The organism is Zobellella endophytica, assembly GCF_003012775.1.
Taxonomy (GTDB): Bacteria; Pseudomonadota; Gammaproteobacteria; order Enterobacterales; family Aeromonadaceae; genus Oceanimonas; species Oceanimonas endophytica.
In genome coordinates, this window is sequence record NZ_PXYG01000001.1 from 139,643 (window position 1) to 164,619 (window position 24,977).

Genomic DNA, 24,977 nt, shown 5'->3' on the forward strand with positions numbered 1-24,977 from the left:
TGCAGCAATAAGGAGCAGTGATTGACTACGCCGCCTGCAGCGCAATGGAGAGCGTGGCAGCTTGAAAATGGGAGGTACCAACGGGTTACCCAAGGGGCTTGTCTGGTATCTTGTGGTTAATGAGAACAGCTTGTTTCGAGCAGTTCTAAGGAGTTGGACGTCATGGTTCTCAATAATGGCCCATTGAAGGGCATTAACCCCTATATCATGTTTATTTCCCTGCTGATCACGGTGGGGCTGATCGGCTTTGCGCTCATCTATCCGGGTGAGTCCGCCGGCCTGGTCGATACCGTCAGAACGGTGATCACCCTGTCCGCCAACGCCTGGTACGTGCTGCTGGCGGCCCTGTTCCTGGTGTTCTGCATTTGGATCGCCTGCAGCAAGTACGGAAAAATCCGGCTGGGGCGGGACGATGAAAAGCCGGAGTTCGGCTATTTTGCCTGGTTCGCCATGGTTTATGCCGCGGGCCAGGGCATCGGCATCATCTTCTGGTCCATCGCCGAGCCCATGTTCCATTTTTCCGGCGGCTCGCCCTTTTCTCCCGCCACCGGCAACCAGGAAGCCGCCGCCTCGGCCATGGCCATCTCTTTCTTCCACTGGGGGCTGAACGCCTGGGCCATTTATTGCGTGGTGGGGCTGTCGCTGGCCTTTATCTGCTACCGGCTGAACAAGCCGCTCAGCATTCGCTATACCCTCTACCCCCTGTTCGGCGACAAGGTCACCGGCCGCTGGGGCGTGCTGATCGACGTGATTGCCGTGTTCGCCACCCTGTTCGGCATCGCCACCTCCCTCGGCATGGGCGCGCAGCAAATCAACGCCGGCCTGTCGGAAATCTGGGGCATTCCGCAAAGCCCGGGCGTGCAGCTGGTGCTGATTGTGGTGATCACCCTCTGCGCCCTCATCTCCGTGCTCACCGGGCTGAAGAAGGGGGTCAAGTACCTGTCCATCGGCAACATGTGGCTCACGGTGCTGCTGCTGGTGTTTTTCTTCGCCTTCGGGCCCACGCTGTACATCCTTAAAACCTTCTTCGCCGGCACCTTCGACTACCTGACCCAGCTGCTCAGGTTCAACTTCTATATCGAAACGCCCCCCCATGCGGTAACCGATGCCGAGGCCAGCTGGAAAGGCATGTGGCAGGGCTGGTGGACCGTGTTCTACTGGGGCTGGTGGATGTCCTGGGCGCCCTTCGTGGGGGTGTTTGTGGCGCGGGTGTCCCGCGGCCGCACCATCCGGGAATTTATCTGGGGCGTGGTCGGGGTGTCTTCGCTGCTGTCCTTCGTCTGGCTGGCGGCCTACGGCGGCACTGCGCTCTACCTGGATCTGTTCGAGAATGCCGGTATCGCCGCCGTGGTAAACAGCGACGTGGCCAAGGCGCTCTACGCCACCTTCCAGGGCATGGATCTGGGCGGCCTGTCCACCCTGGCGATGATCGTCGGCACTATCATGGTGGCCACCTATTTCATCACCTCGTCCGACTCCGGCACCCTGGTGCTCACCACCATCATGAGCGAAGGGGACGAACATCCGCTCAGCCGGCACCGGGTGATCTGGGGCGTCATGCAGGGCGTGGTGGCGGCGGTGCTGCTGTTTGTGGGCGGCGAGGCGGCGCTGAGTTCGCTGCAAACCGCCTCCATCGCCGCGGCCCTGCCGTTTTCCCTGATCATGCTGCTGATGTGCGCCGCCCTCTATAAGGGGGTCAGGGCCGAACACAAGAAAATAAGCGACGCCAGCCTGTATGGCGCGGCCATAGTTAACTCCAAAGAGGTATGAAGTCATGGTTAACCTGGAATTGATGGACTGGCAAACCTACGCCGCCAGGGTCAAGGATGGCAATGCGGTCATCATGCTGCCGATAGGCGCCATCGAGCAGCACGGCCCCCATATGTCGATGAACCCGGACGTGCTGATCCCCAAGGCCATTTCCGAAGGGGTGGCCGGCAAGTCGAGTGCCATCCTGGTGGCGCCGCCCATCTCCTACGGCTACAAGTCGCAGGTCAAGTCCGGCGGCGGCAACTTCTTTCCCGGCACCACCTGCATCAACGGCAAAACCCTGATCGACGTGGTCAAGGACGTGCTGGTGGCCTATGCCCGCCACGGCAACCGCAAGTTCGTGTTGGTGAACGGCCATTTCGAAAACTCCATGTTCCTGGTGGAGGGCATCGATCTGGCCCTGGAGCACCTGCGCCACGAGGGCATCCAGGCCCAGGTGATGCTGCTGTCCTACTGGGACTACGTCACCCAGGACACCATTGAAACCGTGTTCCCCGACGGCTTTACCGGCTGGGACGTGGAGCACGGCGGCGTGCTGGAAACCTCGCTCATGCTCCACCTGCACCCGGAGTGCGTGAACATGGAGAAGGTGGTGCACCACCATCCGGCCACCTTTCCGCCCTACGACATCTTCCCGCCGGAGCCGAGCTGGGTGCCGTCTTCCGGCACCCTGTCGTCGGCCAAAAACGCCAGCGAGGAATACGGCCGGCTGCTGTTCAACGTCTGCGTCGAGGGCATTTTCGGATCGGTGTCGGAACGTTTTATCTGAGCATAAAACGCCCATCGGGTAACCCATGGCAGGCCACCGCGGGTGGCCTGCCCCATGTGATGTACGGGGGGCTGCGCATGCATGCCGCTATTAGCGAGATAAAAAAAGGCCGCCACCGGCCGGGCGACACCCTGGTGGTGAAGGGTTGGGTAAGAACACGGCGGGATTCCAAGTCCGGGCTGTCCTTTATCAATTTGTACGACGGCTCCTGTTTCGACAGCCTGCAGGTGGTGGCGCCCGAGCGCCTGGGCAACTACCGGGCCGAGGTCACCCGGCTCACCACCGGCTGCGCCCTGGTGGTAAAGGGGCAACTGGTGGCGTCGGTGGGACAGCAGCAGGCGCTGGAGCTGCTGGCCGAGGAGGTGACGGTGGTCGGCTGGGTCGACGACCCCGAGAGCTACCCCATGGCACCCAAGCGCCACAGCATCGAATATTTGCGCGAGCACGCCCACCTGCGGCCGCGCACCAACGTGATCGGCAGCGTGGCCCGGATAAGAAACTGCATCTCCCAGGCCATTCACCGCTTTTTTGATCAGCAGGGCTTCCTCTGGGTGGCTTCGCCCATCATCACCGCCTCCGACTGCGAAGGGGCGGGGCAGATGTTCCGGGTGTCCACCCTCGATCTGCAGGAGCTGCCGCGGGATGAGCAGGGCCGGGTCGACTTTGGTCAGGACTTTTTCGGCAAGGAGACCTTCCTCACCGTGTCCGGCCAGCTCAACGCCGAGGCCTACGCCTGCGCCCTGAGCAAGGTGTATACCTTCGGGCCCACCTTCAGGGCCGAAAACTCCAACACCAGCCGCCACCTGGCCGAGTTCTGGATGGTGGAGCCGGAAGTGGCCTTTTCGGATCTGGACGACAGCGCCCAACTGGCCGAGGCGCTGCTCAAGGCGATTTGCCGGGCGGTGCTGGCCGAGAGCGTCGACGATCTGCGCTTTCTCTCCGGCTATGTGGGCGAGGATCTGCTGGCCCGGCTGGATCAGCTGGCCGGCATGGACTTTGTGCATATCAACTACACGGAGGCGGTGGCCATTCTGGCGCAGGCGCCGCGCGAGTTCGAGTTTCCGGTGTATTGGGGGGCGGACCTGTCTTCCGAGCATGAGCGCTACCTCACCGAGGAGCACTTCAAGAGCCCGGTGGTGGTCAAAAACTACCCCAAGGACATCAAGTCCTTCTATATGAAGGTCAACGACGACGGCACCACCGTGGCCGCCATGGACGTGCTGGCGCCGGGCATCGGCGAGATCATCGGCGGCTCCCAGCGCGAGCACCGGCTGGAGGTGCTGGATGCGCGAATGGCGGAGCTGGGCATGAAGCCCGAGGATTACGAATGGTACCGCCAGCTCCGGCGCTACGGCACCGTACCCCACGCCGGCTTTGGCCTGGGCCTGGAGCGGATGGTGGCCTACGTCACCGGCCTGGGCAACGTCCGCGACGCCATCCCCTTCCCAAGAACCCCGCGCAACGCCAGTTTCTAACGCCAGGCGTCGGCCCCCGCCGGCGCCTCCCGCCTGTTATTTCGTCACTCCCGTGTTTCCTCCGTCACTCCTGCCAAGGCGGGCGTCCAGCCGTGTCTGCAAGCACACTCCGATCAGTAACAACTCATTAACATTTCAAATGATCTGATTTGAAGTATTCATTTCTGTTATGCCCGGCGGGGCCCTAGCATCGAAGGCGTACGCTAAACCGGGAATTTACCTATCCGGTTATGCAAGGGCGGTAGAAGGAGTGGTTACCGCCTGCCTACTTCTGGTGAGGCCGGCCAGGCCGGTGGAATCAGGGAACTTAAACCAGCCTCGGCAGAGGCTGCTCGAAGAGGTAGAAAACATGTTGATGCAATCCTGGACCATGGAATGGTTTGCCTATCTTAACGCCATCATCCTCGCCTGGGCCGTGCTGGCCTACGGCTACCGGCAGTATGTGCGCAAAGACCACCGCCGTGGCTGAACGGCCGGGCCAACACACGTTAAAGGGAACTTGAGATGGAAAATTACCAGTGGTTGAACTGGGCCCTGCTATTGGGCTCGTTCGGAATATTGATCTTTATCGGCTATCTCTCCAGCCGGGTGGTGAAAGACAGCGACGAAACCGGCTTTCTGGTGGCCGGGCGCAGCCTGGGGCCCTTTGTGGGCGCCGGCACCATAGTGGCCACCGGCTTCAGCGGCTGGGGCTTTATGGGCTCGCCGGGGGTGGCTTACGAGTTCGGCTCCATCGAGGTGCTGGGCAACTTCTTCTTCGCCCCGGCCATGGTGATTGCCGTGCTCTACTTCGCCGGTTTTCTGCGCCGCCGGGCCGACGAGCTGGGCAGTTGCACCATTCCCGAATACGTGGCCCAGCTGCACGGCGGCGGCGCCCTGCTGGAACGCTGGGTCAAGGGGGTGGCGGCGGCCATTACCATAGTGCTGCTGCTGGTGTTCCTCACCAGCCAGATCAAGGCGGTGGGGCTCTTGGGCGCTTCCTGGCTCGGCATAGGCTTAAGCGAGAGCGCGCTGCTGATGATCTCGGTGATCATCCTCTACACCATGCTCGGCGGCCTGGCCGCGGTGGCCTGGACCGACACCCTGATGGTGGCGGGCATGGGCATCGGCGCCCTGGTGATGATGGTGCAGGTGTTCACCGACGTCAGCCCCATGGAAATGGTGGAGCGGCTCAACGCCATCGATCCCCAGTTGCTCAACCCCACCACCTCGGCGCCCTACGGCGAGAGCCGGGGCTCGGTGTTCCTGGTGCTGCCCTATGCCTTTTTGTTCACCGCCGTGCTGCCCTATATGGCGGTGCGTTTCCTGGCCTTCAAACCCACGGTGAAAATGCACCAGGTGGCCATTTGGGTGGCGCCCATGGGCTGCCTGCTCAGCCTGGTGCCCATCGTCGGCCTGTATGTGCGGGTGGCGCACCCGGAGCTGGCCGAGCCGGATCAGGCCATGCCGGTGTATTTGGCCAACTTCCTGCACCCGGCCCTGGCGGGGGTGATCACCCTGTTCATCCTGTTCGCCATGAAGTCCACCGCCAACTCGCTGCTGCACACCGTGTCCAGCGCCGTCTCCCACGATCTGCGCACCGCCCTGTTCCCGCACAGCCGGGCCTCGGGCGCCCGCATTTTGTGGATCAACCGCATCTGGGTGGCCATTCTCGGTTTTGTCGGCTTCCTGATGATGCTGTACGCGCCGCCCTTTATGCTGTCCTGGCTCGGCATCCTGGGCTCCGGCACCTTGCTGGCGGTGATGATTGGCCCGGTGTTCATCTCCGCCTTCTGGCAGGGCAACGGCTACGGCGCCCTGGCCGCCATGTTCACCGGTCTGGTCACCAGCGGCGGCTTCCTGCTGTTCACCAAGGTCGGCTGGGTGGAAGGCCCGCTCTACGGCTGCCTGGCCTCCGGCCTCACCTATGTGCTGGTGAGCAAACTCACCTCGGGCCAGCGCACACCGCGCCGCGCCACCGCCTGAACAGGGAAGGGGGAGTCAATTTGGGCGCCGCAAGGCGCCCTTTTTCATGTTCAAGCGTGGGAGTTATTCGCGAGGGCGGGATGGTCCATTGAAATGGACCCGACGGTACACCCGGCATCCACCGTAGGGCCGAATTTATTCGACCGAACACGGCGTCGGTGGCGGGATGGTCCATTGAAATGGACCCGACGGTACACCCGGCATCCACCGTAGGGTCGAATTTATTCGACCGAACACGGCGTCGGTGGCGGGATGGTCCATTGAAATGGACCCGACGGTACACCCGGCATTCATGTAGGGCCGAATTTATTCGACCGGGTTGGCTGCACCGTTACAACGAAAGCCCGATCATCAGGTAGATCATGGCCGACAGCAAGGCGACCACCAGGGCATAGGGGATCTGGGTCTTGATATGATCGATATGGTCCGAGGCCGCGCCCGTCGATGCCAGTATGGAGGTGTCGGAGAGGGGGGAGCAGTGGTCGCCAAACACGCCGCCGCCCGCCACCGCCGCCACGGTGGCGTAGATGAGGGGGGTTATTTCATTGGCGCTGAAGCTGAAGGCCAGGGGGGCGGCCAGGGGCATCATAATGGCGAAGGTGCCCCAGGAAGTGCCGGTCGAGAAGGCGATAATGGCGGCAATCAAAAAGGTCAGCATCGGCAGCAGGGCCGGGGTCAGCCAGGACTGGGTGGCTTCTATAATGAATTTCGCCGTGCCCATGTCCTTGGACAGCTGGTTCAGGGCATAGGAGAACGCCAGGATGATAATGGCCGGCATTACGCCTTTCATGCCCGAGGTGGCTGTTTTCATAATATCGTTGAACGGAATGCCCTGGAATCTCATGACGATGCCGGACACCACGGCGGCACACAGAAAGGCTTCCATGGTTTTTGCCGAGCCCATGCCGATAAAGGTGCCCACCGCCACGCCGATAACGATAAAGACCGGCAGGAAAAAGTTCAGCAGCAGCCCGGTGCCGGCGCTTTCATGGGGCTTGATGTCGGTCAGCTCTTCTCCCATCAGCGGATCGGCGCCGTCCCGCAGTACCTTTCCCTGCTCCTGGGCCCTTTTTTCCGCGGCGCGCATGGGGCCGAAGTCCGGAACAATCTTGAGGATGACCAGCCCGACCATGGCCACGGCCAGCAAGGCATAGGTATTGAACGGAATGGAGTGCACAAAAACGCTCATCGCCTGCTCGGCATTTTCAATGGGGCCGATGCCGATCAGCAGCCCGGCAATAAACACCGCCCAGCCGGTAATGGGCACCAGCACGCTCACCGGGGCGGAGGTCGAGTCGGCAATATAGGCCAGCTTTTCGCGCGACACCCGGAATTTATCGGTTAACCCCCGAATGGTGGAGCCGACGAACAGCGGGCTGAAGTAGTCGCTGAAGAACACGAACATGCCCATAAACCAGCCGACCAGCTGCACTTTTACCCGGGTCAGGGCTTTCTTTTCTACCCAGAGGGTAAAGTTGCGTATCGCCCCTGTGCGCTGGAAGAAGGCGATGACCACGCCGATAAACAGCTCCAGCAGCAGTATCCAGGAGAAGCTGGTGGTGCCCAGCGAGTTTTTCAGCAGGGTAGGGAAGCCCAACAGGCCGCTGCCCATGGCCAATACCCCCACAAAGCAGGCCACCGCCAGGGAGAAAACCGTATTCCGGGTAATAAAGGCCAAAATGATGGCGATGGTTGCCGGCAGTATCGAAATGGCTCCCAGGTGTTCCATGTTGTCCATAGCAAAGTATCCTTGTTTATCCTGTGAAAAGGTCCTGGAGTCGGTTTACGATCGTAAACCGGCTCTTATCTTTCGTCTTTCGCGCGGTGTTTTTCCCAGTTTGAAACGAGCTGGAAGCCAAGGCGGCGCACCGGTTGCGGCGGCATCCAGCTGGCCTGCCCGAACAGCCGGGCGATGTCCGGAACGGTTTCCCCCAGGGCCTGTCTGGCCAATAGCTCTCCCAGCAGGGTGCCCTTGACCACACCGCCGCCATTGCAGCCGGCCGCCACATGGAGTCGCGGGCCTATCTCTCCCCATAGCGGCGCGCCGTTGTGGGTAAAGCCGGTCGTTCCGCCCCATACATGGGTAAACGGCAGGGCCAGATCCGGGTAGCGCCGCTGCAGGCTTGCCTGCAGTTTCAGGGCAACGGCGTCGTTGTCCGACTCCTGTTCGAAGCTGTATTCCGAGCGGATCAGCAAGCGCCGGTCCGCGGTGGTGCGCAAGGTGCAGCCCAGCCGATGGGCGGGCAGCAGCCCCCAGCAGCCGGCGCCAAGTCGCTGCCAGACGGCATCCGGCAGGGGGGCGGTGAGGGCGGCATAGGTATAGATCACGCTCAACCGGGCGGGATCGGCCCCCAGGTGGCGTGAAAAGGCGTTGTTGGCCAGGATGACATGCCGTGCCTGCACCTCGCCCCGGGGCGTGGTCACTCGCCAATGCTGATGGTCGTGGGCAAGGGTGGTTACCGGGCTGTGTTCAAACAGGGAGATGTTCCCGGGCCGGTTGTCTACCAGCCCCCGGATCAGGGCGGCCGGCTGCACCAGGGTGCAGTCGGGCGAGTACAGGCCGGCTCGGTAATACGCCGAGCCGGTCCGTTCGGCCAGCTGGGCGCGCGACAGCTCCTCGAATTCCAGGCCGGCCGCCTGCAAAAAGGTCCGGTAGGCGGTCAGGGATTTCATGCCGGCGTCACCCGCCGCGGCGCGGTAGGTGCCCGACTGCCGCCATTGGCAGTCGATGGCGTGCTCTTCAATAAAGAGCTTCAGCCGGGCAACCGTCTGCCTGCTGAGCCGGTTGATTTCCCCCATCCGGAGCAGTTGATCCGTCGCCGCATCATTGGCGAGGGCAATTTCAAGCAAAAAGCCGGAGTTCCTGCCCGGGCTGCCTTCGCCGACATGAGACGCATCCAGCAGATAAACGGATTGATCCGGCCGTTGCCGGGCCCAGTACCGGGCCGCCGCCATCCCGGTAAAACCGGCGCCAATCACGACGACATCGGCCCGCTGGCTATCCTCGAGGGCGGGCGCGGGCTCCCGTTTGGCCAGCAGGTCGTTCCAGCCGCAGCTACGCTGGTAGCCCGGATAGGTGTGGTGTTGGGGCATAGCCGTCATTCCTCCAGGCTGATGAGTCCGCGCGCTTGTTGAACCATGGTGGCGATTTCGTTTTTCATGGCGCCGATGATCTGCTCCTGGTGTTGCGGGGTTTTTCGTGATTTCAGCATGGAGCAGCTGAGGGCGCCCATGGGGTGGCCGCTATGGTCGATGATGGGCAGGGCCAGGCCGGTATATTCGGGCAGCCCCGAACTCTCTACCCCGCGGGCAAAGCCTTGCGTTCTCAGGTGCTCTATCTCGGCCAGGATGGCACGGGTGTCGATGGCATATTCCCGTGCCAGCCTGGGGGCGTTGTGCTCCAGGATATGCGCGCACTCGGCGGTATTCAGATCCGCCAACAGGGCGATGGAGGCCTGGCCGACGCCCAACGGCATGCGCCCGCCAATGCTGCGCGCAAAGCTGGCAACGGGGTAGCGGCCATGCTGGACCTCGAGGCAAATGGCGTAATAGCCGTCCCGGATAAACAGAAAGAAGCTGTCGCCAAGCTGTTCGGCCAGGCGCAGCAGGCAAGGCCGGGCGAGTTCCCGCAGGCCGCTGCCGTTGCCGGCTTTCGAGCCCAGCACCAGCAATTCATAGCCCAGGTAATAGCGGCCCCGTTCCTGCCCCGAACGCAGAAAACCTTCCTGCCGCAAGCCTTGCAAGAGGCGATAGACGGTGGTGCGGCTGAGCTCGGTCTGGCACAAAAAATCGTCTACGGTGGCGCCCCGGTACCCGCTCTCGGCAACAATGCGCAGCAATGTCATGGCCCGGGCCAGGGTTTGTGGGCCCAGGCTCTGTGGTCTGGCAGATGGCGGAGGCGTTTGCATAGGGATACCTGTGGTGGTTTTAACAGAATCATAACGAGACGGCCGACTTTAATCGTCCCGATATATGGGAATATGGGTTGACGTCGTGCAATACCCGGCCTGGGGTTGCCGGTGCTCATACCCTTCGGATTTTGTGGCCGCACCGGCCCATAAACTAAAAAATCCACTGCCGGCACCGGCAGTGGATTTAGTTTCTTTGGTCGGCTTCGTCTCGCCGAAGATCAGGCCGCCTGGACCGCCAGTTTGCTGTTGTGCACCCTGGCCAGCAGATAAACCAGGCACAGCTGGGCGGTCAGTGCGGCAAGCAGGATCAGCGGGCTTTCCATCAGGCCGGCCACCATAAAGCACGCCAGGGCAATGCCGCCGTTGAGCAGGGCATAGGGCAGTTGGGTGCGAAAGTGCTCAAACTGATCGCAGCCGGAGCCGGTGGAAGACAGGATGGTGGTTTCGGAAATAGGCGAGCAGTGGTCGCCGAACAGGCCGCCGGACAATACCGCGCCAATGCTGGCATACAAGGGGGCGTCAATGGCCACGGCGGTGGGAATGACCAGTGGCATCATAATGGCGAAGGTGCCCCAGGATGAGCCGGTGGCAAAGGATATGATGGCCGAGAGCAGGAAGGCCACGGCCGGCACCAGCCAGTAGGGGAAGCCGGCCTGGGCCTGCTCGGCAATATAGGCGGCCGCGCCCAGCTCTTTGCCTATGCTGCTGAGGGTCCAGGCCAGGATCAGCACAATGGCCACCTGCATCATGTTGCCCATGCCTTTCAGGTACACGGCGATGCCGTCATTCAGTTTGCGCACACCGTAAACGGCCATCAGGCCGATCAGGGTCATGGCCGCGAAAAAGTAGGCACTGGACAGGGCCGCCCGAAACACGGAGCCGGAGACCTTTGCAAACGGAAACCCTAACGGGGCCAGCATGCTGATCAATACGATGGCCATCACCAGCAGGGGCGCCCACACGAACGAGGCCTTGGCGCTGGCATGGGTAAAGGGGCTGAGTTGCTGCTGGGGGCCGGCGGCAATGACTCCCCGTTCGGCCTGCTGTTCGGCATCGGCCATGGGACCGAAGTCCAGTTTCTTCAGCGCCACCAGGGGCACGATAAAAATGGCCAGAAAGGCATAAAACTGGAAGGGGATGGCCTGAACAAAGGCCTGCCAGTCGGTGATGTCCAGCGCCAGGGCGGTAAACTCTTTTTGCAGCAGCCCCATGATATAGACTCCCCAGCCGATAAAGGGGATAAGAATGGCAACCGGCGAGGCGGTGGAGTCGATGATAAAGGCCAGTTTCTGACGGGACAGCTTAAGCTTGTCGAACAGCGGGCGGAACACCGGCCCCACGATCAGCGGGGTGCCCAGATCGGAAAAAAAGATAACGATACCGCCCAGCCAGGAAGAAATCTGGGCCCGGCACTTGCTGCTGACCCAGTGGGTCACTTTCAGGGCAAAGGCCTGGCCGCCGCCGGACTGTTCCATCAAGGCGACGAATCCGCCGATAAAGACCAGCAACACCAGCACACCGGCGTTGTAGCTGTCGGTCAGTTGGGGCACCAGGTGGTTCTGGACCAGAATGCCAAAGGTGTCGAGCGGGTGAAGCCAGTCATTAAGCATGACCACGCCGCTCAGTACCCCGGCGAACAGGCCGATCACCACATTACGGGTGGCCAGCGATAACACCAGGGTGAAAGCGATGGGAATGAGCGAGCTTATATCTGTTTGTTCCATAGCATGATCCTTCCAGAACCGCGGCCATTGGCGGTGTCTTGTATTAACAACTAGCGGAGAGTAAGCCACCCGATGGCAGCATGAAATCGTTGACCGGCGTCAGGATTTTATTTGGCATGGGTGGACAAAATGTAACCCACTGTTTCTGCCTGTTTTTAGGCGGGGCACTGTAAAGTGTGCTCCGGCTGGTTTCAAGCCGGATCTGAAAGATAATGAATTAAGTTCGGTTTATTACTCATGGTGTTTTCGGAATTTAGCGGCCAAGTCCGCCATTAAACACGGTCTTTCGGGTATTGCCCTGGTTCCCCGCCTTCGCGGGATGACGGGGGAGGGTCAGCCAAAGGAGCTTCGTTTGGCTCAATATTACGCCCGCCTCACAGTTTTAACTAAATTCACATATATCCAACATCTCCTTGTTGACCATTATCTACTCCTGCTTATAACGTGATGTTTGGCATCATCTTTCGTTAACTGCTGCCATTGTCACATTTTATTTTTTCGCCGTTTATGGCGATAAATACCAACAAGGAACATTCAGGATGAAGCACGGATTCTGGCAATCCTCCCTGCTGGGAGCGGCGTTGTTAAGCCTGGCCTGTACCGGACAGGCCCGGGAATGGAAAGAGATCAAGTTCAGTGTGGAGGGGTCTTACCCGCCGTTCAGCTGGACCACCACCGATGGCGAGCTGGAAGGGTTCGAGGTCGATCTGGCCCGGGCCTTGTGCGAGGAGCTGCAAGTCACATGCCGGATTGCGGCGCAAGACTGGGACGGCATTATTCCGGCCCTGCTGTCGCGCAAGCACGATGCCATTATTGCGGCCATGACCATCACGCCCGAGCGGGAGAAGACGGTGCTGTTTACCATTCCCTACGCCCGGGTGCCCACCCGTTTCGTCACCCACAAAGAGAACGAGATCGACTTTAGCGATGCCGGCATGGCCAATCTTAAAGTCGGGGTGCAAAGGGCGACCATTGGCGACAAGTACCTCACCGATAAACACAACGGCATCGATATTGTGCGTTACGGCACCTTCGATGAAGCCTTTATGGATCTGCGGGCCGGACGTGTCGACACCGTGTTTGGCGGCGCCCTCGGCATCCAGAGCGGCCTGCTCGACAAGCCGGATGGCCGGGAGTTTCACTTTTCCGGGCCGGTCTTCACCGAAGAGGCCTGGTTCGGCAAGGGGATCGGCATCGCCGTGCGCAAACAGGATCAGGACCTGGCCGAGCTGCTCAACCGGGGCATACTGACCCTGAGGGAAAAAGGGATCCATCAGGAAATTGCTTCCCGCTATTTTCCCTATGATATCTACGGCGACACCCCCTGACAGGCACCCCGTGCTTTGCGGCCTTCCGGTGGCCGCAAAGCGGCGCTCGCGGGCAAGCTACAGCCTAATATCCTGCCATGTGCCATCGGCAAACCAGTCGGCCAGGTGGTCGATCAGGGCGCGCACCGCCGGGGAGAGGTGTTTGCGCGAGGGATAGAGGGCGTAAATGTCCATCACCTTGGGCTGCCATTCCGGCAACAGCCGTACCAGCTCGCCGCGGGCCAGGGCGCCCTGGGCCAGGTAGGCGGGCTGCAGGCCGACGCCCATGTCCTGAAGCGCCGCGCTCAGCAGGGTGGTGGCCTCGTTCGCCGTCAGCCGGCAAGTTACTTCCACCGATTCGTGCCGGCCGTCGCGGCTCAAATGCCAGATATGGCGTTCGAAGTTCTTGTAGCCCAGGCACCGGTGCCGGGTCAGATCGGCGGGCCGGGTGATCTCCGGCGCGCCGTCGAGGTAGCGTTGACTGGCCACCAGCACCGACTCGCAGCGGCCGATGGGCTTGCCGATAAGCGACGGATCCGGGTCGGCGGCGATGCGAATGGCCAGATCGATGCGCTCCGCCACCAGATCGGCCGCCCTGTCCTGCACCTCTATGTCGATATCCACCCGGGGGTGGCGTGCCATAAAGGCCTTAACGGCGGGGATGAGCTGGGCAAAACCGAAGGACATGCTGGCCGCCACCCGGATTTTCCCCGCCGGCTCGTCCCGCCCCATCAATTGAAACTGCAACCCTTCCGCCTGCTCGACCCAGGCCTGCACCTGCGGCAGGCACTGCTCGCCGGCGGAGGTGAGCGACACCCGGCGCGTGGTGCGGTTGAGCAGGCGGGCAGCAAGCCAGCTTTCCATGGCGTCGATATAGCGCGTCACCATGGGGCGCGACATTTCCAGCCGCTCGGCGGTGGCGGTAAAGCTCTGGGTGGCGGCCACATCGACAAATACCCGGGCGGCGGTCAAACGATCCATTACATGCTCGGTTTAAGAAATAATGATGTTGTTTTTTAGCCATATATCCGAACAAGTTCAAGCCGTAAACTGCTCCCCATACAACAAACCCATTCGGAGCAACCCAGATGAACACAGTCACCACCCTCGCCGCCGGCCTGCTGCTGTCCGGCGCCGCCATGGCGGCACCACCCTTGACGCTGGAGGTATACAACGCCGACGGCAACAGTTTCCACGTCAATTCCACCCTGGTGTACGGCGACACCGAAGCCATGGTGGTCGATACCGGCTTTACCCGGGCGGACGCGCTGCGCATCGCCGCCAGGGTGCTGGACTCGGGCAAACGGCTCAAGACCATCTTTATCAGCCAGGCGGATCCGGACTACTACTTCGGCGCCGAGGTGCTGCAGCAGCTGTTCCCCCAGGCGGAGCTGGTCGCCACGCCGGCGGTGCGTGACGTCATTGCCTCGAAACTGGAAGACAAACTGGCGTTCTGGGCGCCCAAAATGGGCGACAACGCGCCGGTCAAGCCGGTGCTGCCCACGGCCTACAACGGCAACAGCCTGAGCATCGACGGCCAGATCATCGAGATCCGCGGCACCGACGGCACACTGAGCCATCGCCCTTACCTGTGGATCCCGGCCAACAAGGCGATTCTGGGCAACGTGGCGGTATACGGCAACGTGCACCTGTGGATGGCCGACGCCCAAGGCGATGAAGAGCGTGCCGCCTGGGCCGGGCAACTGGACGACATGGCGGCCCTCGAGCCCGAGCTGGTGATCCCCGGCCATATGCTGCCGGGCACCCAAACCGATGCCTCCGCCATCGCCTTTTCGCAGCGCTACCTGGCGGACTTTGCCGGGGCGAAGGCCGAGAGCAAGGATAGCGCCCAGTTTATCGATGCCCTGAGCCGGGCCTACCCCGAGGCGGGCCTGCCCATGGCGCTGGAAATCGGGGCCAAGGTCCATATGGGAGAAATGACATGGTAACGGCGCATTATATGTTCGACCCCATGTGCGGCTGGTGCTACGGCGCCGCCTCCCTTATCGGGCAACTGAGCCGGATGGACGGTGTGCGGCTGGCGCTGCACCCCGGCGGCATGATACGTAAAACCGCGATTGATGCCGGTTTTCGCCGGCATATTCTCGAGGCCGATCAACGCATCGAGGCGCAGACGGGGCAGGTTTTCGGGGCGCCTTACCTGGCGCGGGTCGCCGGCGGCGCGCCCCTGGTGCTGGACTCCTATATTACCGCTCAGGCGGTGATCGCCGCCGGGCATTTGGGGCTGGCGGAGGTGGAAATGCTGCACCGCATCCAGCAGGCCCATTACCAGTCCGGGTTGCCGGTGTACCGGCCGGAAACCCTGTCCGCCCTGGCAGGCCAGCTCGGTATCGGCCCCGAGGCCTGGGCCCAGGCCATGAGCCGGGCGGGCGAGGAGGTGGAAGCCGCGGTGCGGCGCACCCGTCAATTGATGGAGCAGTTCGGCCTGGGCGGTTTTCCGTCGCTGCTGATGGAAAGGGAAGGGCAGTGGCAGGCCATCGGCCTGAGCCGGTTTTATGGCCACCCGGACGAATGGCACTCCTTCTGGCAACAGCAATTGCCCTGAGCAAAATGCGGTGCCGTGTTTTGGTCCTGGGTAGGGTCCACTTCAGTGGACCTTTCCGATAACGGCGCCGTGGTTTGGTCGAATAAATTCGACCCTACAAGTCAACCCAGCCAATCGACTCGGTAAATTTCTTCGTCTGCCTTATTCGCCGCTGGGTTTCTTGCGCCGCATGGGGGCCGTGCCGTCGTCGGAGCCCAGGCCCGGGCCGGTAAAGCGCTCGGCCCGGCTGTGCGCCGGCTTGGCGGGTTTTTTCACCGGCGCACGCTCGGGCTTGCCCTTGGCGGCTGGCTTGGGGCCGGCCTTGGCGACGGGCCTGGCCGCCTTGGGCCTGATGCCCTTGAACTTGCCTTCCAGCCCTTCGATGCTGGCAAAGGCGATGTCCTGTTGCAGAAAGCGCTCGATGCGTTTGAAGGCGTCCCAGTCCTTGGGCCCCACCAGCGATACCGCCGCACCGCTGGCACCGGCACGACCGGTTCGGCCGACGCGATGCACGTATTCTTCCGCCTGTTTGGGCAGATCGAAGTTCACCACCAGCGATACCTGCAGCAAATCCAGCCCGCGCGAGGCCAGATCGGTGGTGATCAGCAGCCGCTGCTGGCCCCGGCCGAAGGCGTCCATGATGCGGTTGCGCTCGGCCTGGCTCATGTCGCCGTGCAGGGCGGCGGCGGCCTGTCCCTGCTCCTGCAACAGGGTGGCCAGCCGCTCGGTGTCGGCGCGGGTGGCGGTGAAGACGATGGCCTGCTGGTAGTCTTCATGGCCGAGCAGGTGCATCAGCAGCGCCTGCTTGTGATCCAAGTGGTCGCACAGCATGAAACGCTGTTCAATATCCTGGTGCTCGGCGTTGGCGGCCCCCACGGCCACCCGCTTGGGCGCCTTGAGCAGGAGTGCGGCCATGTCGTTCGCCTCGGCGTGATCCAGGGTGGCGGAGAACATCAGGGTCTGGCGGCGGCGGTGGTCGGCGGCCTGGTGGATCTGCGCCAGTTGGGGCGCGAAGCCCAGGTCCAGCATGCGGTCGGCCTCATCCAGGATCAGCAGCTCCAGGCCGTTCAGCAGCAGCGAACGGGCCTCCAGGTGGTTGGCCAGCCGGCCCGGCGTGGCCACGATCACATCCGGCGACTTGCGCAGCGCCTTGAGCTGATCGTTGAAGTTTTCGCCGCCCAATAACAGGGCGATGTTGAGCCCGCTGCCGCTGGTGAGCGAACGCAGCTGGCTGAACACCTGCCTGGCCAGCTCCCGGGTGGGGGCCAGGATCAGGGCGCGCGGATCCCGCTTGCTCAGCGCTTTGGTTTTCAACAGCCGGTGCAGGGCCGGCAGCAGAAAGGCCAGGGTCTTGCCGGAGCCGGTCTGGGACGAGGCCATCAGATCATGGCCGGCCAGCACCACAGGAATGGCGTTTTCCTGGATCTCGGTGGGGGCGTCCAGGCCCAGGTGGCCCAGGGCCTTGAGAAGACGGGAGTCCAGTCCAAAATCGTTGAAATGTGGGGATTGTTGCGCCAAGTCACTGCTCCGGGAGTAGGGGAGTCGGCCGGCCCGGACCGGGCCACCGTGGAAAAAGGAGCATATTGTAGCGAAACTCGGGGCGGATGTAATGATCCGGCGTTATTCGGGGCGATATCGGCCGGAGCCGGGCGGGAGTCCAGTCGCGGCTGCAGATCCGGCGCCGTGGTTCGGGCTAGTGTACCTTGTCCTGGATCCCCGCCTTCGCGGGGATGACGGGGAGGTGTCACTCCCGCGCAGGCGGCAGCCCGGGTTTTTCTGCGGCCGTTATAGGAGGATGGGCCGGCACCTCGAATTCGGCGGGGCTTTTGGCTAACATCGGAGTCATTGTGCGCCACGGAGGCCCCGCCATGCCCATGCCGTTTGAGCCCCAGTCAGGCAATGGCCTGACCCGGGAACTGATTGAAGTGCTGTTTCCCATGTTTGAGCAGGCCAGCGCCGGCGCCATTGCCGTGGACCGGGAAGGGCGCATCAGCTGGATCAATGCCCGTTATGCCAACCTGCTCGGCATTGCCGACGCCCACACCGTCATCGGCCGGCCGGTACGCGCGGTGATCCCCCACAGCCGGATGCCGGAAGTGGTGGAAACCGGCCGCCCGTTGCTGCTCGACATCATGGAATACCAGAGCCAGCAGCTGGTGGTGACCCGGCTGCCGTTCTTCGACGAGCAGGGGCGGGTGAGCGGGGCCGTGGCCTTCGTGCTGTTCGACGATCTGCAACCGCTCACGCCCCTGGTCAGCAAATACCGCCGCCTGCACCAGGATCTGTTGGCGGCCAAGCGCGCCCTGGCCAAACGCGGTCGGGGCACCCGCTACCAGCTGGGCGACTTCGTCGGCGCCAGCCCGGCGGCGCTGGAGGTCAAGCGCCGGGCCCGGCTGGCGGCGGGGCGCGATATTCCGGTGCTGCTGCTGGGCGAAACCGGCACCGGCAAGGAGGTGCTGGCCCAGGCCATCCATTCGCTCTCGGCCCGGGCCGAGGGGCCCTTCGTGGGGGTGAACCTGGCCGCGATTCCGGAAAATCTGCTCGAAGCCGAATTCTTCGGGGTGGCGCCGGGGGCCTATACCGGCGCCGAGCGGCGTACGCGCGAGGGCAAGTTCCAGCTGGCCCACGGCGGCACCCTGTTCCTGGACGAGGTGGGCGACATGCCCCAGGGACTGCAGGCCAAGCTGCTGCGTGCCCTGCAGGAGCGGGAGATAGAGCCGCTGGGCTCCAACCAGGTGGTGCCGGTGGACGTGCGGGTGCTGGCCGCCACCAGCCGGGATCTGGCCGCCATGGTGGCCGAGGGCAGCTTTCGTTCCGATCTCTACTATCGGCTGAACGTGCTGGAAATTCCCATTCCGCCGTTGCGCGCGCGGCTGGCGGATCTGGGCATTTTGTGCGAAACCCTGCTGGAAGACATCTGCATCGGCCAGGAGCGGGTCGAGATCACCGACGCGGCGGTGGCCGAACTGGGCCGCCACCCCTGGCCGGGCAATATCCGCGAGCTGCGCAACGTGCTGGAGCGGGCCTTCACCATGAGCGAGGGCGCCGAAGTGCTGGAGGTGGATACCCTGCGCCGGGTGCTGCCTGTGCCGGCCGCGTCGGCGCAGCCGCAAGCGGAGCAAACCGGCGCCGGACCCGGGGCGGCGGAGCCCGAACCCAGGCCCCTGGCCGAGGTGCTGGCGCGCGCCGAGGCCGAGGCCATTCACGCCGCCCTGGCCCGCTGCGGGGGCAACCGCAGTCAGGCGGCCCGGCTGCTGGGGGTGTCCCGCTCCGTGTTCTACGAAAAGCTGGCCCGCCATTCCTGAATTCCGGACAGTTGTCCGGCTTTCAGGACGCTTCAAATGACCCTCACCCTCCCGCCTGTCCTGATTTCAGGACGGGTTGACCGCTCCGCCGCGCGCGCATTTCTGTAAACCATTGTTTCACATAAAATTTACATATTTGGCACATTTCATGTATTTAATGGGATGGACGTCATCGTACCCGGTTGAGTCACCGCCGGGCCCAAGGATTGAACCAAGCAGAAGGAATAATCCATGTCGATCAAGAACACGTTGTCCCGCTTTACCCAGGGTATGGCCGCCGCCGCGCTGTGCGCCGGTGTGATCAGTGCCCCGGCCGCCGCCGTGGAAAAGGTGCGCTGGCAGGTGCCGCTGGCCTTTCCTTCCCATCTGGTGGGGCTGACCACGCCGGTCAAGCACCTGTCCGAGTCGCTGGCGGCCATTTCGGACGGCGAAGTACAGCTGCGTTACTACGAGCCGGGCGAGCTGGTACCGCCCTTCGAGATCATGGACGCGGTGGGCTCGGGCAAGTATCCGGCGGGCTACACCTGGGTCGGCTACGACCAGGGCACCATCGCCGCCCTGCCGCTCTATTCGGGCGCACCCTTCAACATGGAGCCGCCGGCCTACCTGGCCTGGTATTACGAAGGCGACGGCAAGGCCCTGCTGGAGGAGATCTACGCCGAGCGCAACATCCACCCCATGCTGTGCAGCATCATAGGGCCGGAAGGGGCCGGCTGGTTCAAGCAGCAGATTGCGAGTCTGGAGGACTTCCAGGATCTGCGCATCCGCTTCGCCGGTATCGGCGGCAAGGTGCTGGAGCGGCTGGGCGCCTCGGTCACCATGGTGCCGGGGGCGGAGATCTTCCAGTCGCTGGAGCGCAACACCATCGACGCCACCGAGTTCTCCCAGCCGGCCATCGACAAGATGCTGGGCCTGGATCAGATAGTGAAAAACTACATCATGCCCGGCTGGCACCAGACCCTGACCACCTCGCACCTGCTGGTCAACAAGGACGTCTGGAACGGCCTCGAGCCCCAGACCCGGGCGCTGCTCGAGATGGGCTGCGAGTCCGCCACCCTCAAGGGCTTCGCCCAGAGCGAGTGGGCCCAGCCCACGGCGCTGCGTGACTACGAGAAGGAAGGGGTGAAGGCACAGGTACTGCCCGAGCCGGTGCTGCGCGAGCTGGAAAAAGTCACCGCCCAAGTGATGAACGACATCGCCGCCGAGGACGAGATGTTCAACCGGGTGCTGACCAGCCAGCGCAACTTTATGAAACACCACGCTATCTGGCACGGCAAGGGCTACCTGCCGCGCGACTTCTACCGGTACGACTGAGGCGATCTCAAACGGCGGGCATCATGGTGCCCGCCTCATCCTTACCTGTGAACGAGGTCGCTATGTCTCAACCTAATGAATCCGGCACCGATCTGCCCGGCAACCGGATCTCGTGCCGGCTCGACGCCCTGGTGGCGGCCGTGGGCCGGCTCAGCTCCTGGCTCTGGCTGGCGGTGCTGGCGGTGGTGCTGGCCAACGTGTTCAGCCGCTTCGTGCTGTCGGCGGGCTCCATCGCTTTGGAGGAGCTGTCCTGGCACCTGTTCGGCATCGCCATGATGCTGACCCTGGGGTTTGCGGTGGTGCGCGACGACCACGTGCGGGTGGACGTGCTGCGGGAGAAGTTTTCCCTGCGCACCCGCGCCATCATCGAGCTGGCGGGCATCACGCTGCTGGCGCTGCCGGTCATCCTGCTGATGATCGAGGTGCTCATTCCCTATGCCTACAAGGCCTATATCTACGGCGAGCGCTCCCAGGCCCCGAGCGGTCTGCCCTATCGCTTTATCTTCAAGAGCGCCCTGCCGCTGGGCCTGGTGCTGGTGGCCATCGCCCTGTTTTCCCGCGGGCTGCGCTGCATGACGCTGCTGTTCGCCTTTCCCCGGGCCAGCGCGGACGCGCCGGCCCCGCGCCGGGGCGGGGCCCTGTTGCCGGACATGGAGAAATAAACCATGGAGCTGGAAACCTTACTGGTCATCGCCATGTTCGGCGCCTTTATGGTGCTGTTGTTGCTGGGCTTTCCGGTGGCCTGGGTGCTGGCGGGCACCGGCTTGCTGTTCGCCCTGCTGGGCTGGGTACTGGTGGAGCAGTTCGACGCCAACCTCTGGTTTACCTGGAATGGCACCATGGGGGTGCTGGACGCCCGCATCTTCGGCATCGTGGCCAACGAGCTGATGGTGGCGCTGCCGCTGTTCATCTTCATGGGCATCATGCTCGACCGCTCCGGCATCGCCGAGCGGCTGATGCACAGCCTGGTGCGGGTGCTGGGACCGCTGCGCGGCGGCTACGCCGTGACCGTGGTGATCGTGGGCGTGCTGCTGGCGGCCTCCACCGGCATCGTCGGCGCCTCGGTGGTGCTGCTCGGCATGCTGTCGCTCGGGCCCATGATGCAGGCCAACTACAACAAGAGCCTGGCGGTGGGCACGGCCTGCTCGGTGGGCACCCTCGGCATACTGGTGCCGCCCAGCATCATGCTGGTGCTGATGGCGGACCGGCTGGGCACGCCCTCGGCGTCGGTGGGCAAGCTGTTTATGGGCGCGCTGCTCCCCGGGCTGATGCTGGGGATCATGTACGTGCTCTACATATTGCTGCTGGCCTGGTTCGACAAGGAGGCGGCGCCGGCGCCCGAACGGGGCGAGCGCATGGACCTGCGTGCCTGGTGGGACGTGGTGTGCGCCGTGGTGCCGCCGTTGGTGCTGATCGTGGCGGTGCTGGGCTCCATTTTCCTCGGCATCGCCACCACCACCGAGGCCTCGGCGGTGGGGGCGGCCGGCGCCCTGCTGATGGCCCGGCTGAGCCGGCGGCTGAACATGGAGGTGCTGAAAGAGTCCCTGTACCAGACCAGCCGCACCACCGCCTTTATCTTCGGCATCTTTATCGGCGCCACCGTGTTCGCCGCCGTGCTGCGCGGCCTGGGCGGCGACGATGTCATCCGCCAGGCCATTACCGGGCTGCCGTTCGGCACTACCGGCATACTGCTGACCATCCTCTTCATCACCTTTTTGCTGGGCTTCTTCCTCGACTGGGTGGAAATCACCCTGATCATCCTGCCGCTGGTGGCGCCGGTGGTGTTCTCGCTGGGGGTGGAGCCGGTGTGGTTTGCGGTGCTGTTCGCGCTCTGCCTGCAAACCTCCTTCCTGACCCCGCCGGTGGGCTTTGCGCTGTTCTACATCAAGGGGGTGTGCCCGCCGGGCATTACCACCCGCCATATCTACTGGGGCGTGTTGCCCTTCATCTGCCTGCAGCTGCTGGGGCTGGCGCTGGTGTTCTGGTTCGAGCCGCTGGCGACCTGGCTGCCCGAGCGTATCTACGGCGGCCGTTGAATCACGGAAGTGGTGCTTAACAAGGAGAAACAACCATGCGTCTCGATAACAAAGTGGCGTTGATCACCGGCGCCGGCCAGGGCATAGGGCGGGCCATCGCCGAGCACTATGCCCGGGAGGGTGCCCGGGTGGCGGTGGCCGATCTGGAGCTGGGCCGGGCCGAGCAGGTGGCCCTGGCCATAGTGGCGGCGGGCGGCAACGCCATCGCCTTAGGCATGGACGTAACCGACGAGCAGGCGGTGGAGCAGGGCGTGGCCCGGCTGGTGCGCCACTGGGGCCGGCTGGACATCGCCCTGGCCAACGCCGGCATCCAGCACATAGACCCGTTGCACCGGCTTTCCTACGCGGACTGGAGCCGGGTGCTGAAGGTGCACCTGGACGGTGCCTTCCTGGTGACCCGGGCCGCGCTGCAACAGATGTACGCCAACGGCGGCGGCACCATGCTGTACATGGGCTCGGTGCACTCGCTCGAAGCCTCGCCGCTCAAGGCGCCCTACGTGGCGGCCAAGCACGGCATGCTCGGCCTGTGCCGGGCGGTGGCCAAGGAAGGTGCCGAGCACGGGGTGCGCAGCAACATCATCTGCCCGGGCTTCGTGCGCACGCCGCTGGTGGAGCGCCAGATCCCCGAGCAGGCCCGGGAGCTGGGCCTGAGCGAGGAAGAGGTGGTGCGCGGGGTGATGCTCAAGAACACGGTGGACGGCGAGTTCACCACCCTGGAAGACGTGGCCGAACTGGCGGTGCACCTGGCGGCCTTTCCCTCGGCGGCGCTCACCGGCCAGTCGGTGGTGGTCAGCCACGGCTGGCACATGCAATAGGAGGCGACCCCATGCAACAGCACGACATCCTCTGGACCCCGCCCCCCGCCCTGCGTGAACACAGCCAACTGGCCCGCTACCTGGCCTGGCTCGAGGCGCGGGGCCTGGGTACCTTCGCCGACTACCAGGCCCTGCATCGCTGGTCGATCACCGAGCTCGAGCCCTTCTGGCAGTCGGTGTGGGACTTCTGCGGGCTGCGCTGCGTGGTGCCCGCTGAGCGGGTGCTGGGCCGGCGGGAGATGCCGGGCGCCGAGTGGTTTCCCGGCATGCGGCTGAACTTCGCCGCCAACCTGCTGCGCCATGGTGAAGGCGAGGGGGCGAGCCGGGAGGCGGTGGTCTGCCACCGCGAAACCGGCCCCGAGGCCCGCTACAGCTACGGCCAATTGCGGCGGGACGTGGGTGCCCTGGAGGCCTTTTTCCGCCGCCAGGGCATCGGTTGCGGCGACCGGGTGGCGGGGGTGGTGACCAACGGCTACGAGGCGCTGGTGGCCATGCTGGCGGCCACCAGCATGGGGGCGGTGTGGAGCTCGGCCTCGCCCGACTTCGGCGCCGGCGCCATCCTGGATCGCTTCGGCCAGATAGCCCCCTCGGCGCTGGTGCTGGTCAACGGCTACGGTTACGGCGGCAAGCGTTTCGACCGGCGCGGGGAGTTCGCGGCGATGGTGTCGGCCCTGCCCGGGCTGCGCTGCGTGGTCAGCATCCGCCAACTGCCGGAGCTGGGCCATATCGAGGCGGAAGGGGTGACCGGCTGGGACCAGGCCCTGGCCCAGGGGGAGGGGAACGCGCCTTCCTTCACGCCGCTGCCGGCGGATCATCCGGTGTACATCCTCTATTCCTCCGGCACCACCGGCAAGCCCAAGTGCATCGTGCACGGGGCCGCCGGCATCCTGGTCAACCACGCCAAGGAGCTGATCCTGCACGGCGACCTGGCCTGCGGCGACCGCTTTATGTACTTCACCACCTGCGGCTGGATGATGTGGAACTGGCAGGCCTCGGCCCTGCTGGCCGGGGCGACGGTGATCACGGTGGACGGCTCGCCCGGCCACCCGGATTTGCACCGGCTGTGGGAACTGGCGGTGCAGGAGCGGGTGACCCACCTAGGCACCAGCGCGCGCTTTCTCGCCGGCTGCCGCAAGGAAGGGCTGGCGCCGGGTCAACGCTTTGGCCTGGAGCGGCTGCGGCTGCTGTTCTCCACCGGCTCGCCCCTGTTGCCGGAAGACTACGACTGGGTCTACCGGGCCCTGCCCGGCCAGCTGCTGCTGGGCTCCATTGCCGGCGGCACCGATATCTGCGGCTGCTTCGTGGGCGCCTGCCCGTTGCTGCCGGTGCGTCGGGGCGAGATCCAGTGCCGCCTGCTGGGGGTGGATGCGGTGGCCATGGACGAGCAGGGGGCAGTGACGGACGGGCGCGGCGAGCTGGTGTGCCGCCAGCCGCTGCCGTCCATGCCGGTGGCCTTCTGGCAGGACGACGACGGCCAACGCTACCGGGCCGCCTATTTCGAGACCTTCGCCGGGGTCTGGGCCCACGGCGACTTCGTGGCCTTTACCGAGTCGGGCGGCGCCGTGATCTATGGCCGCTCCGACGCCACCCTCAACCCGGGCGGGGTGCGCATCGGCACCGCCGAGATCTACCGCCAGGTGGAGCTGGAGCCCATGGTGCGCGACTGCCTGGTGGTGGGCCGGCAGGTGGACGGCGATGTGGAGTTGGTGCTGCTGGTGGTGCCCGCGGATGCCGGCGGGCTGGACGAGGCCCGGCGCCAGGCCCTGTGCCGGCGCATCCGCACCGGTGCCAGCCCGCGCCATGTGCCGCGCCACATCGTCGCGGTGCCGGACATTCCCTATACCCGCAGCGGCAAGAAGGTGGAGCTGGCGGTGGCCCGGCTGCTGAACGGCGCCGCCCGCGCCGACAACCACGACGCCCTGGCCAACCCCCGGGCGCTGGAGCAGATCCGCGACTGCCTGGCGCAGGCCGGCCTGCTGCCGGCAGCGGGCTGACAATAACAAGGAGTGTGAACCGTAGGGTCGAATTTATTCGACCAAAC

General features: G+C 63.9%; 18 protein-coding genes and 1 pseudogene. 13 read left to right on the forward strand and 6 right to left on the reverse strand.

Annotated features, from left to right (window positions below; genetic code table 11):
* Nucleotides 1-162: 162 nt before the first annotated feature.
* The 4 genes from C7H85_RS00625 (at nucleotide 163) to C7H85_RS00640 (ending at nucleotide 5,979) form a co-directional block, all read left to right on the forward strand.
* A complete protein-coding gene (locus C7H85_RS00625) occupies nucleotides 163-1,770 on the forward strand; it encodes a BCCT family transporter (protein WP_106727793.1) in 1,608 nt (535 codons plus the stop codon).
* A 4-nt stretch (nucleotides 1,771-1,774) separates the two neighbouring features.
* Complete coding sequence (locus C7H85_RS00630; protein ID WP_106727794.1) at nucleotides 1,775-2,539, forward strand: creatininase; 765 nt, start codon at nucleotides 1,775-1,777, stop codon at nucleotides 2,537-2,539.
* A gap of 77 nt (nucleotides 2,540-2,616) precedes the next feature.
* Nucleotides 2,617-4,014: an asparagine--tRNA ligase gene (asnS, locus tag C7H85_RS00635; protein WP_146140394.1), complete on the forward strand. Its 1,398-nt coding sequence runs from the start codon at nucleotides 2,617-2,619 to the stop codon at nucleotides 4,012-4,014.
* A gap of 504 nt (nucleotides 4,015-4,518) precedes the next feature.
* Complete coding sequence (locus C7H85_RS00640; protein WP_106727796.1) at nucleotides 4,519-5,979, forward strand: sodium:solute symporter family protein; 1,461 nt, start codon at nucleotides 4,519-4,521, stop codon at nucleotides 5,977-5,979.
* A gap of 331 nt (nucleotides 5,980-6,310) precedes the next feature.
* Here C7H85_RS00640 and C7H85_RS00645 read toward each other — a convergent pair whose 3' ends face one another.
* The 4 genes and pseudogenes from C7H85_RS00645 to C7H85_RS00660 all read right to left on the reverse strand — a co-directional run.
* On the reverse strand, nucleotides 6,311-7,717 hold the full coding sequence (locus C7H85_RS00645; RefSeq protein WP_106727797.1) for a Na+/H+ antiporter NhaC family protein: 1,407 nt from the start codon (nucleotides 7,715-7,717) through the stop codon (nucleotides 6,311-6,313).
* A gap of 65 nt (nucleotides 7,718-7,782) precedes the next feature.
* A complete protein-coding gene (locus C7H85_RS00650) occupies nucleotides 7,783-9,072 on the reverse strand; it encodes an NAD(P)/FAD-dependent oxidoreductase (RefSeq protein ID WP_158260043.1) in 1,290 nt (429 codons plus the stop codon).
* A 5-nt stretch (nucleotides 9,073-9,077) separates the two neighbouring features.
* Complete coding sequence (locus C7H85_RS00655) at nucleotides 9,078-9,887, reverse strand: IclR family transcriptional regulator (RefSeq protein ID WP_106727799.1); 810 nt, start codon at nucleotides 9,885-9,887, stop codon at nucleotides 9,078-9,080.
* Nucleotides 9,888-10,276: 389 nt separating this feature from the next.
* Nucleotides 10,277-11,614 (reverse strand): annotated as a pseudogene (locus C7H85_RS00660) (Na+/H+ antiporter NhaC family protein); the annotation flags it as partial.
* A gap of 539 nt (nucleotides 11,615-12,153) precedes the next feature.
* Here C7H85_RS00660 and C7H85_RS00665 point away from each other — a divergent pair.
* Nucleotides 12,154-12,942 (forward strand): transporter substrate-binding domain-containing protein, encoded by a 789-nt coding sequence (locus C7H85_RS00665; protein ID WP_106727801.1) that lies wholly within the window; start codon nucleotides 12,154-12,156, stop codon nucleotides 12,940-12,942.
* Nucleotides 12,943-12,999: 57 nt separating this feature from the next.
* On the opposite strand, the gene C7H85_RS00670 is transcribed toward C7H85_RS00665, so the two are convergent.
* A complete protein-coding gene (locus C7H85_RS00670) occupies nucleotides 13,000-13,902 on the reverse strand; it encodes a LysR family transcriptional regulator (protein ID WP_106727802.1) in 903 nt (300 codons plus the stop codon).
* A gap of 107 nt (nucleotides 13,903-14,009) precedes the next feature.
* Here C7H85_RS00670 and C7H85_RS00675 point away from each other — a divergent pair, with 107 nt between their 5' ends.
* Nucleotides 14,010-14,870, forward strand: a complete 861-nt coding sequence (locus tag C7H85_RS00675) for an MBL fold metallo-hydrolase (RefSeq protein WP_106727803.1) — start codon at nucleotides 14,010-14,012, stop codon at nucleotides 14,868-14,870.
* Entirely contained in the window at nucleotides 14,864-15,487 is a 624-nt protein-coding gene (locus C7H85_RS00680) for a DsbA family protein (protein WP_106727804.1), read from the forward strand. The genes C7H85_RS00675 and C7H85_RS00680 overlap by 7 nt, the downstream gene beginning before the upstream one ends.
* 141 nt (nucleotides 15,488-15,628) lie before the next feature.
* Here C7H85_RS00680 and C7H85_RS00685 read toward each other — a convergent pair whose 3' ends face one another.
* The gene (locus tag C7H85_RS00685) at nucleotides 15,629-16,984 is read right to left on the reverse strand and encodes a DEAD/DEAH box helicase (protein ID WP_106727805.1); all 1,356 of its coding nucleotides are present in this window, start codon (nucleotides 16,982-16,984) and stop codon (nucleotides 15,629-15,631) included.
* A gap of 350 nt (nucleotides 16,985-17,334) precedes the next feature.
* Here C7H85_RS00685 and C7H85_RS00690 point away from each other — a divergent pair, with 350 nt between their 5' ends.
* The 6 genes from C7H85_RS00690 to C7H85_RS00715 all read left to right on the forward strand — a co-directional run bounded on the left by C7H85_RS00690 (nucleotide 17,335) and on the right by C7H85_RS00715 (nucleotide 24,930).
* Nucleotides 17,335-18,771, forward strand: a complete 1,437-nt coding sequence (locus C7H85_RS00690) for a sigma-54 interaction domain-containing protein (RefSeq protein WP_106727806.1) — start codon at nucleotides 17,335-17,337, stop codon at nucleotides 18,769-18,771.
* 231 nt (nucleotides 18,772-19,002) lie between these two features.
* Nucleotides 19,003-20,085 carry a TRAP transporter substrate-binding protein gene (locus C7H85_RS00695; RefSeq protein WP_106727807.1) on the forward strand — a complete coding sequence of 361 codons (1,083 nt, stop codon included), beginning with the start codon at nucleotides 19,003-19,005 and terminating at the stop codon, nucleotides 20,083-20,085.
* Nucleotides 20,086-20,147: 62 nt separating this feature from the next.
* Entirely contained in the window at nucleotides 20,148-20,747 is a 600-nt protein-coding gene (locus C7H85_RS00700) for a TRAP transporter small permease subunit (protein WP_106727808.1), read from the forward strand.
* Between the two features lie 3 nt (nucleotides 20,748-20,750).
* Nucleotides 20,751-22,121: a TRAP transporter large permease gene (locus tag C7H85_RS00705; RefSeq protein WP_106727809.1), complete on the forward strand. Its 1,371-nt coding sequence runs from the start codon at nucleotides 20,751-20,753 to the stop codon at nucleotides 22,119-22,121.
* Nucleotides 22,122-22,156: 35 nt separating this feature from the next.
* A complete protein-coding gene (locus tag C7H85_RS00710) occupies nucleotides 22,157-22,936 on the forward strand; it encodes a 3-hydroxybutyrate dehydrogenase (RefSeq protein ID WP_106727810.1) in 780 nt (259 codons plus the stop codon).
* A gap of 11 nt (nucleotides 22,937-22,947) precedes the next feature.
* Nucleotides 22,948-24,930, forward strand: a complete 1,983-nt coding sequence (locus C7H85_RS00715) for an acetoacetate--CoA ligase (RefSeq protein ID WP_106727811.1) — start codon at nucleotides 22,948-22,950, stop codon at nucleotides 24,928-24,930.
* Nucleotides 24,931-24,977 lie beyond the last annotated feature (47 nt).

Excerpts from the sequence above, each read along its gene's own strand:
- C7H85_RS00625 (WP_106727793.1), top strand. The coding sequence starts at position 163 with ATGGTTCTCAATAATGGCCCATTGAAGGGCATTAACCCCTATATCATG.
- C7H85_RS00630 (WP_106727794.1), top strand. The coding sequence starts at position 1,775 with ATGGTTAACCTGGAATTGATGGACTGGCAAACCTACGCCGCCAGGGTC.
- asnS (WP_146140394.1), top strand. The coding sequence starts at position 2,617 with ATGCATGCCGCTATTAGCGAGATAAAAAAAGGCCGCCACCGGCCGGGC.
- C7H85_RS00640 (WP_106727796.1), top strand. The coding sequence starts at position 4,519 with ATGGAAAATTACCAGTGGTTGAACTGGGCCCTGCTATTGGGCTCGTTC.
- C7H85_RS00645 (WP_106727797.1), bottom strand. The coding sequence starts at position 7,717 with ATGGACAACATGGAACACCTGGGAGCCATTTCGATACTGCCGGCAACC.
- C7H85_RS00650 (WP_158260043.1), bottom strand. The coding sequence starts at position 9,072 with ATGCCCCAACACCACACCTATCCGGGCTACCAGCGTAGCTGCGGCTGG.
- C7H85_RS00655 (WP_106727799.1), bottom strand. The coding sequence starts at position 9,887 with ATGCAAACGCCTCCGCCATCTGCCAGACCACAGAGCCTGGGCCCACAA.
- C7H85_RS00665 (WP_106727801.1), top strand. The coding sequence starts at position 12,154 with ATGAAGCACGGATTCTGGCAATCCTCCCTGCTGGGAGCGGCGTTGTTA.
- C7H85_RS00670 (WP_106727802.1), bottom strand. The coding sequence starts at position 13,902 with ATGGATCGTTTGACCGCCGCCCGGGTATTTGTCGATGTGGCCGCCACC.
- C7H85_RS00675 (WP_106727803.1), top strand. The coding sequence starts at position 14,010 with ATGAACACAGTCACCACCCTCGCCGCCGGCCTGCTGCTGTCCGGCGCC.
- C7H85_RS00680 (WP_106727804.1), top strand. The coding sequence starts at position 14,864 with ATGGTAACGGCGCATTATATGTTCGACCCCATGTGCGGCTGGTGCTAC.
- C7H85_RS00690 (WP_106727806.1), top strand. The coding sequence starts at position 17,335 with ATGCCCATGCCGTTTGAGCCCCAGTCAGGCAATGGCCTGACCCGGGAA.
- C7H85_RS00695 (WP_106727807.1), top strand. The coding sequence starts at position 19,003 with ATGTCGATCAAGAACACGTTGTCCCGCTTTACCCAGGGTATGGCCGCC.
- C7H85_RS00700 (WP_106727808.1), top strand. The coding sequence starts at position 20,148 with ATGTCTCAACCTAATGAATCCGGCACCGATCTGCCCGGCAACCGGATC.
- C7H85_RS00705 (WP_106727809.1), top strand. The coding sequence starts at position 20,751 with ATGGAGCTGGAAACCTTACTGGTCATCGCCATGTTCGGCGCCTTTATG.
- C7H85_RS00710 (WP_106727810.1), top strand. The coding sequence starts at position 22,157 with ATGCGTCTCGATAACAAAGTGGCGTTGATCACCGGCGCCGGCCAGGGC.
- C7H85_RS00715 (WP_106727811.1), top strand. The coding sequence starts at position 22,948 with ATGCAACAGCACGACATCCTCTGGACCCCGCCCCCCGCCCTGCGTGAA.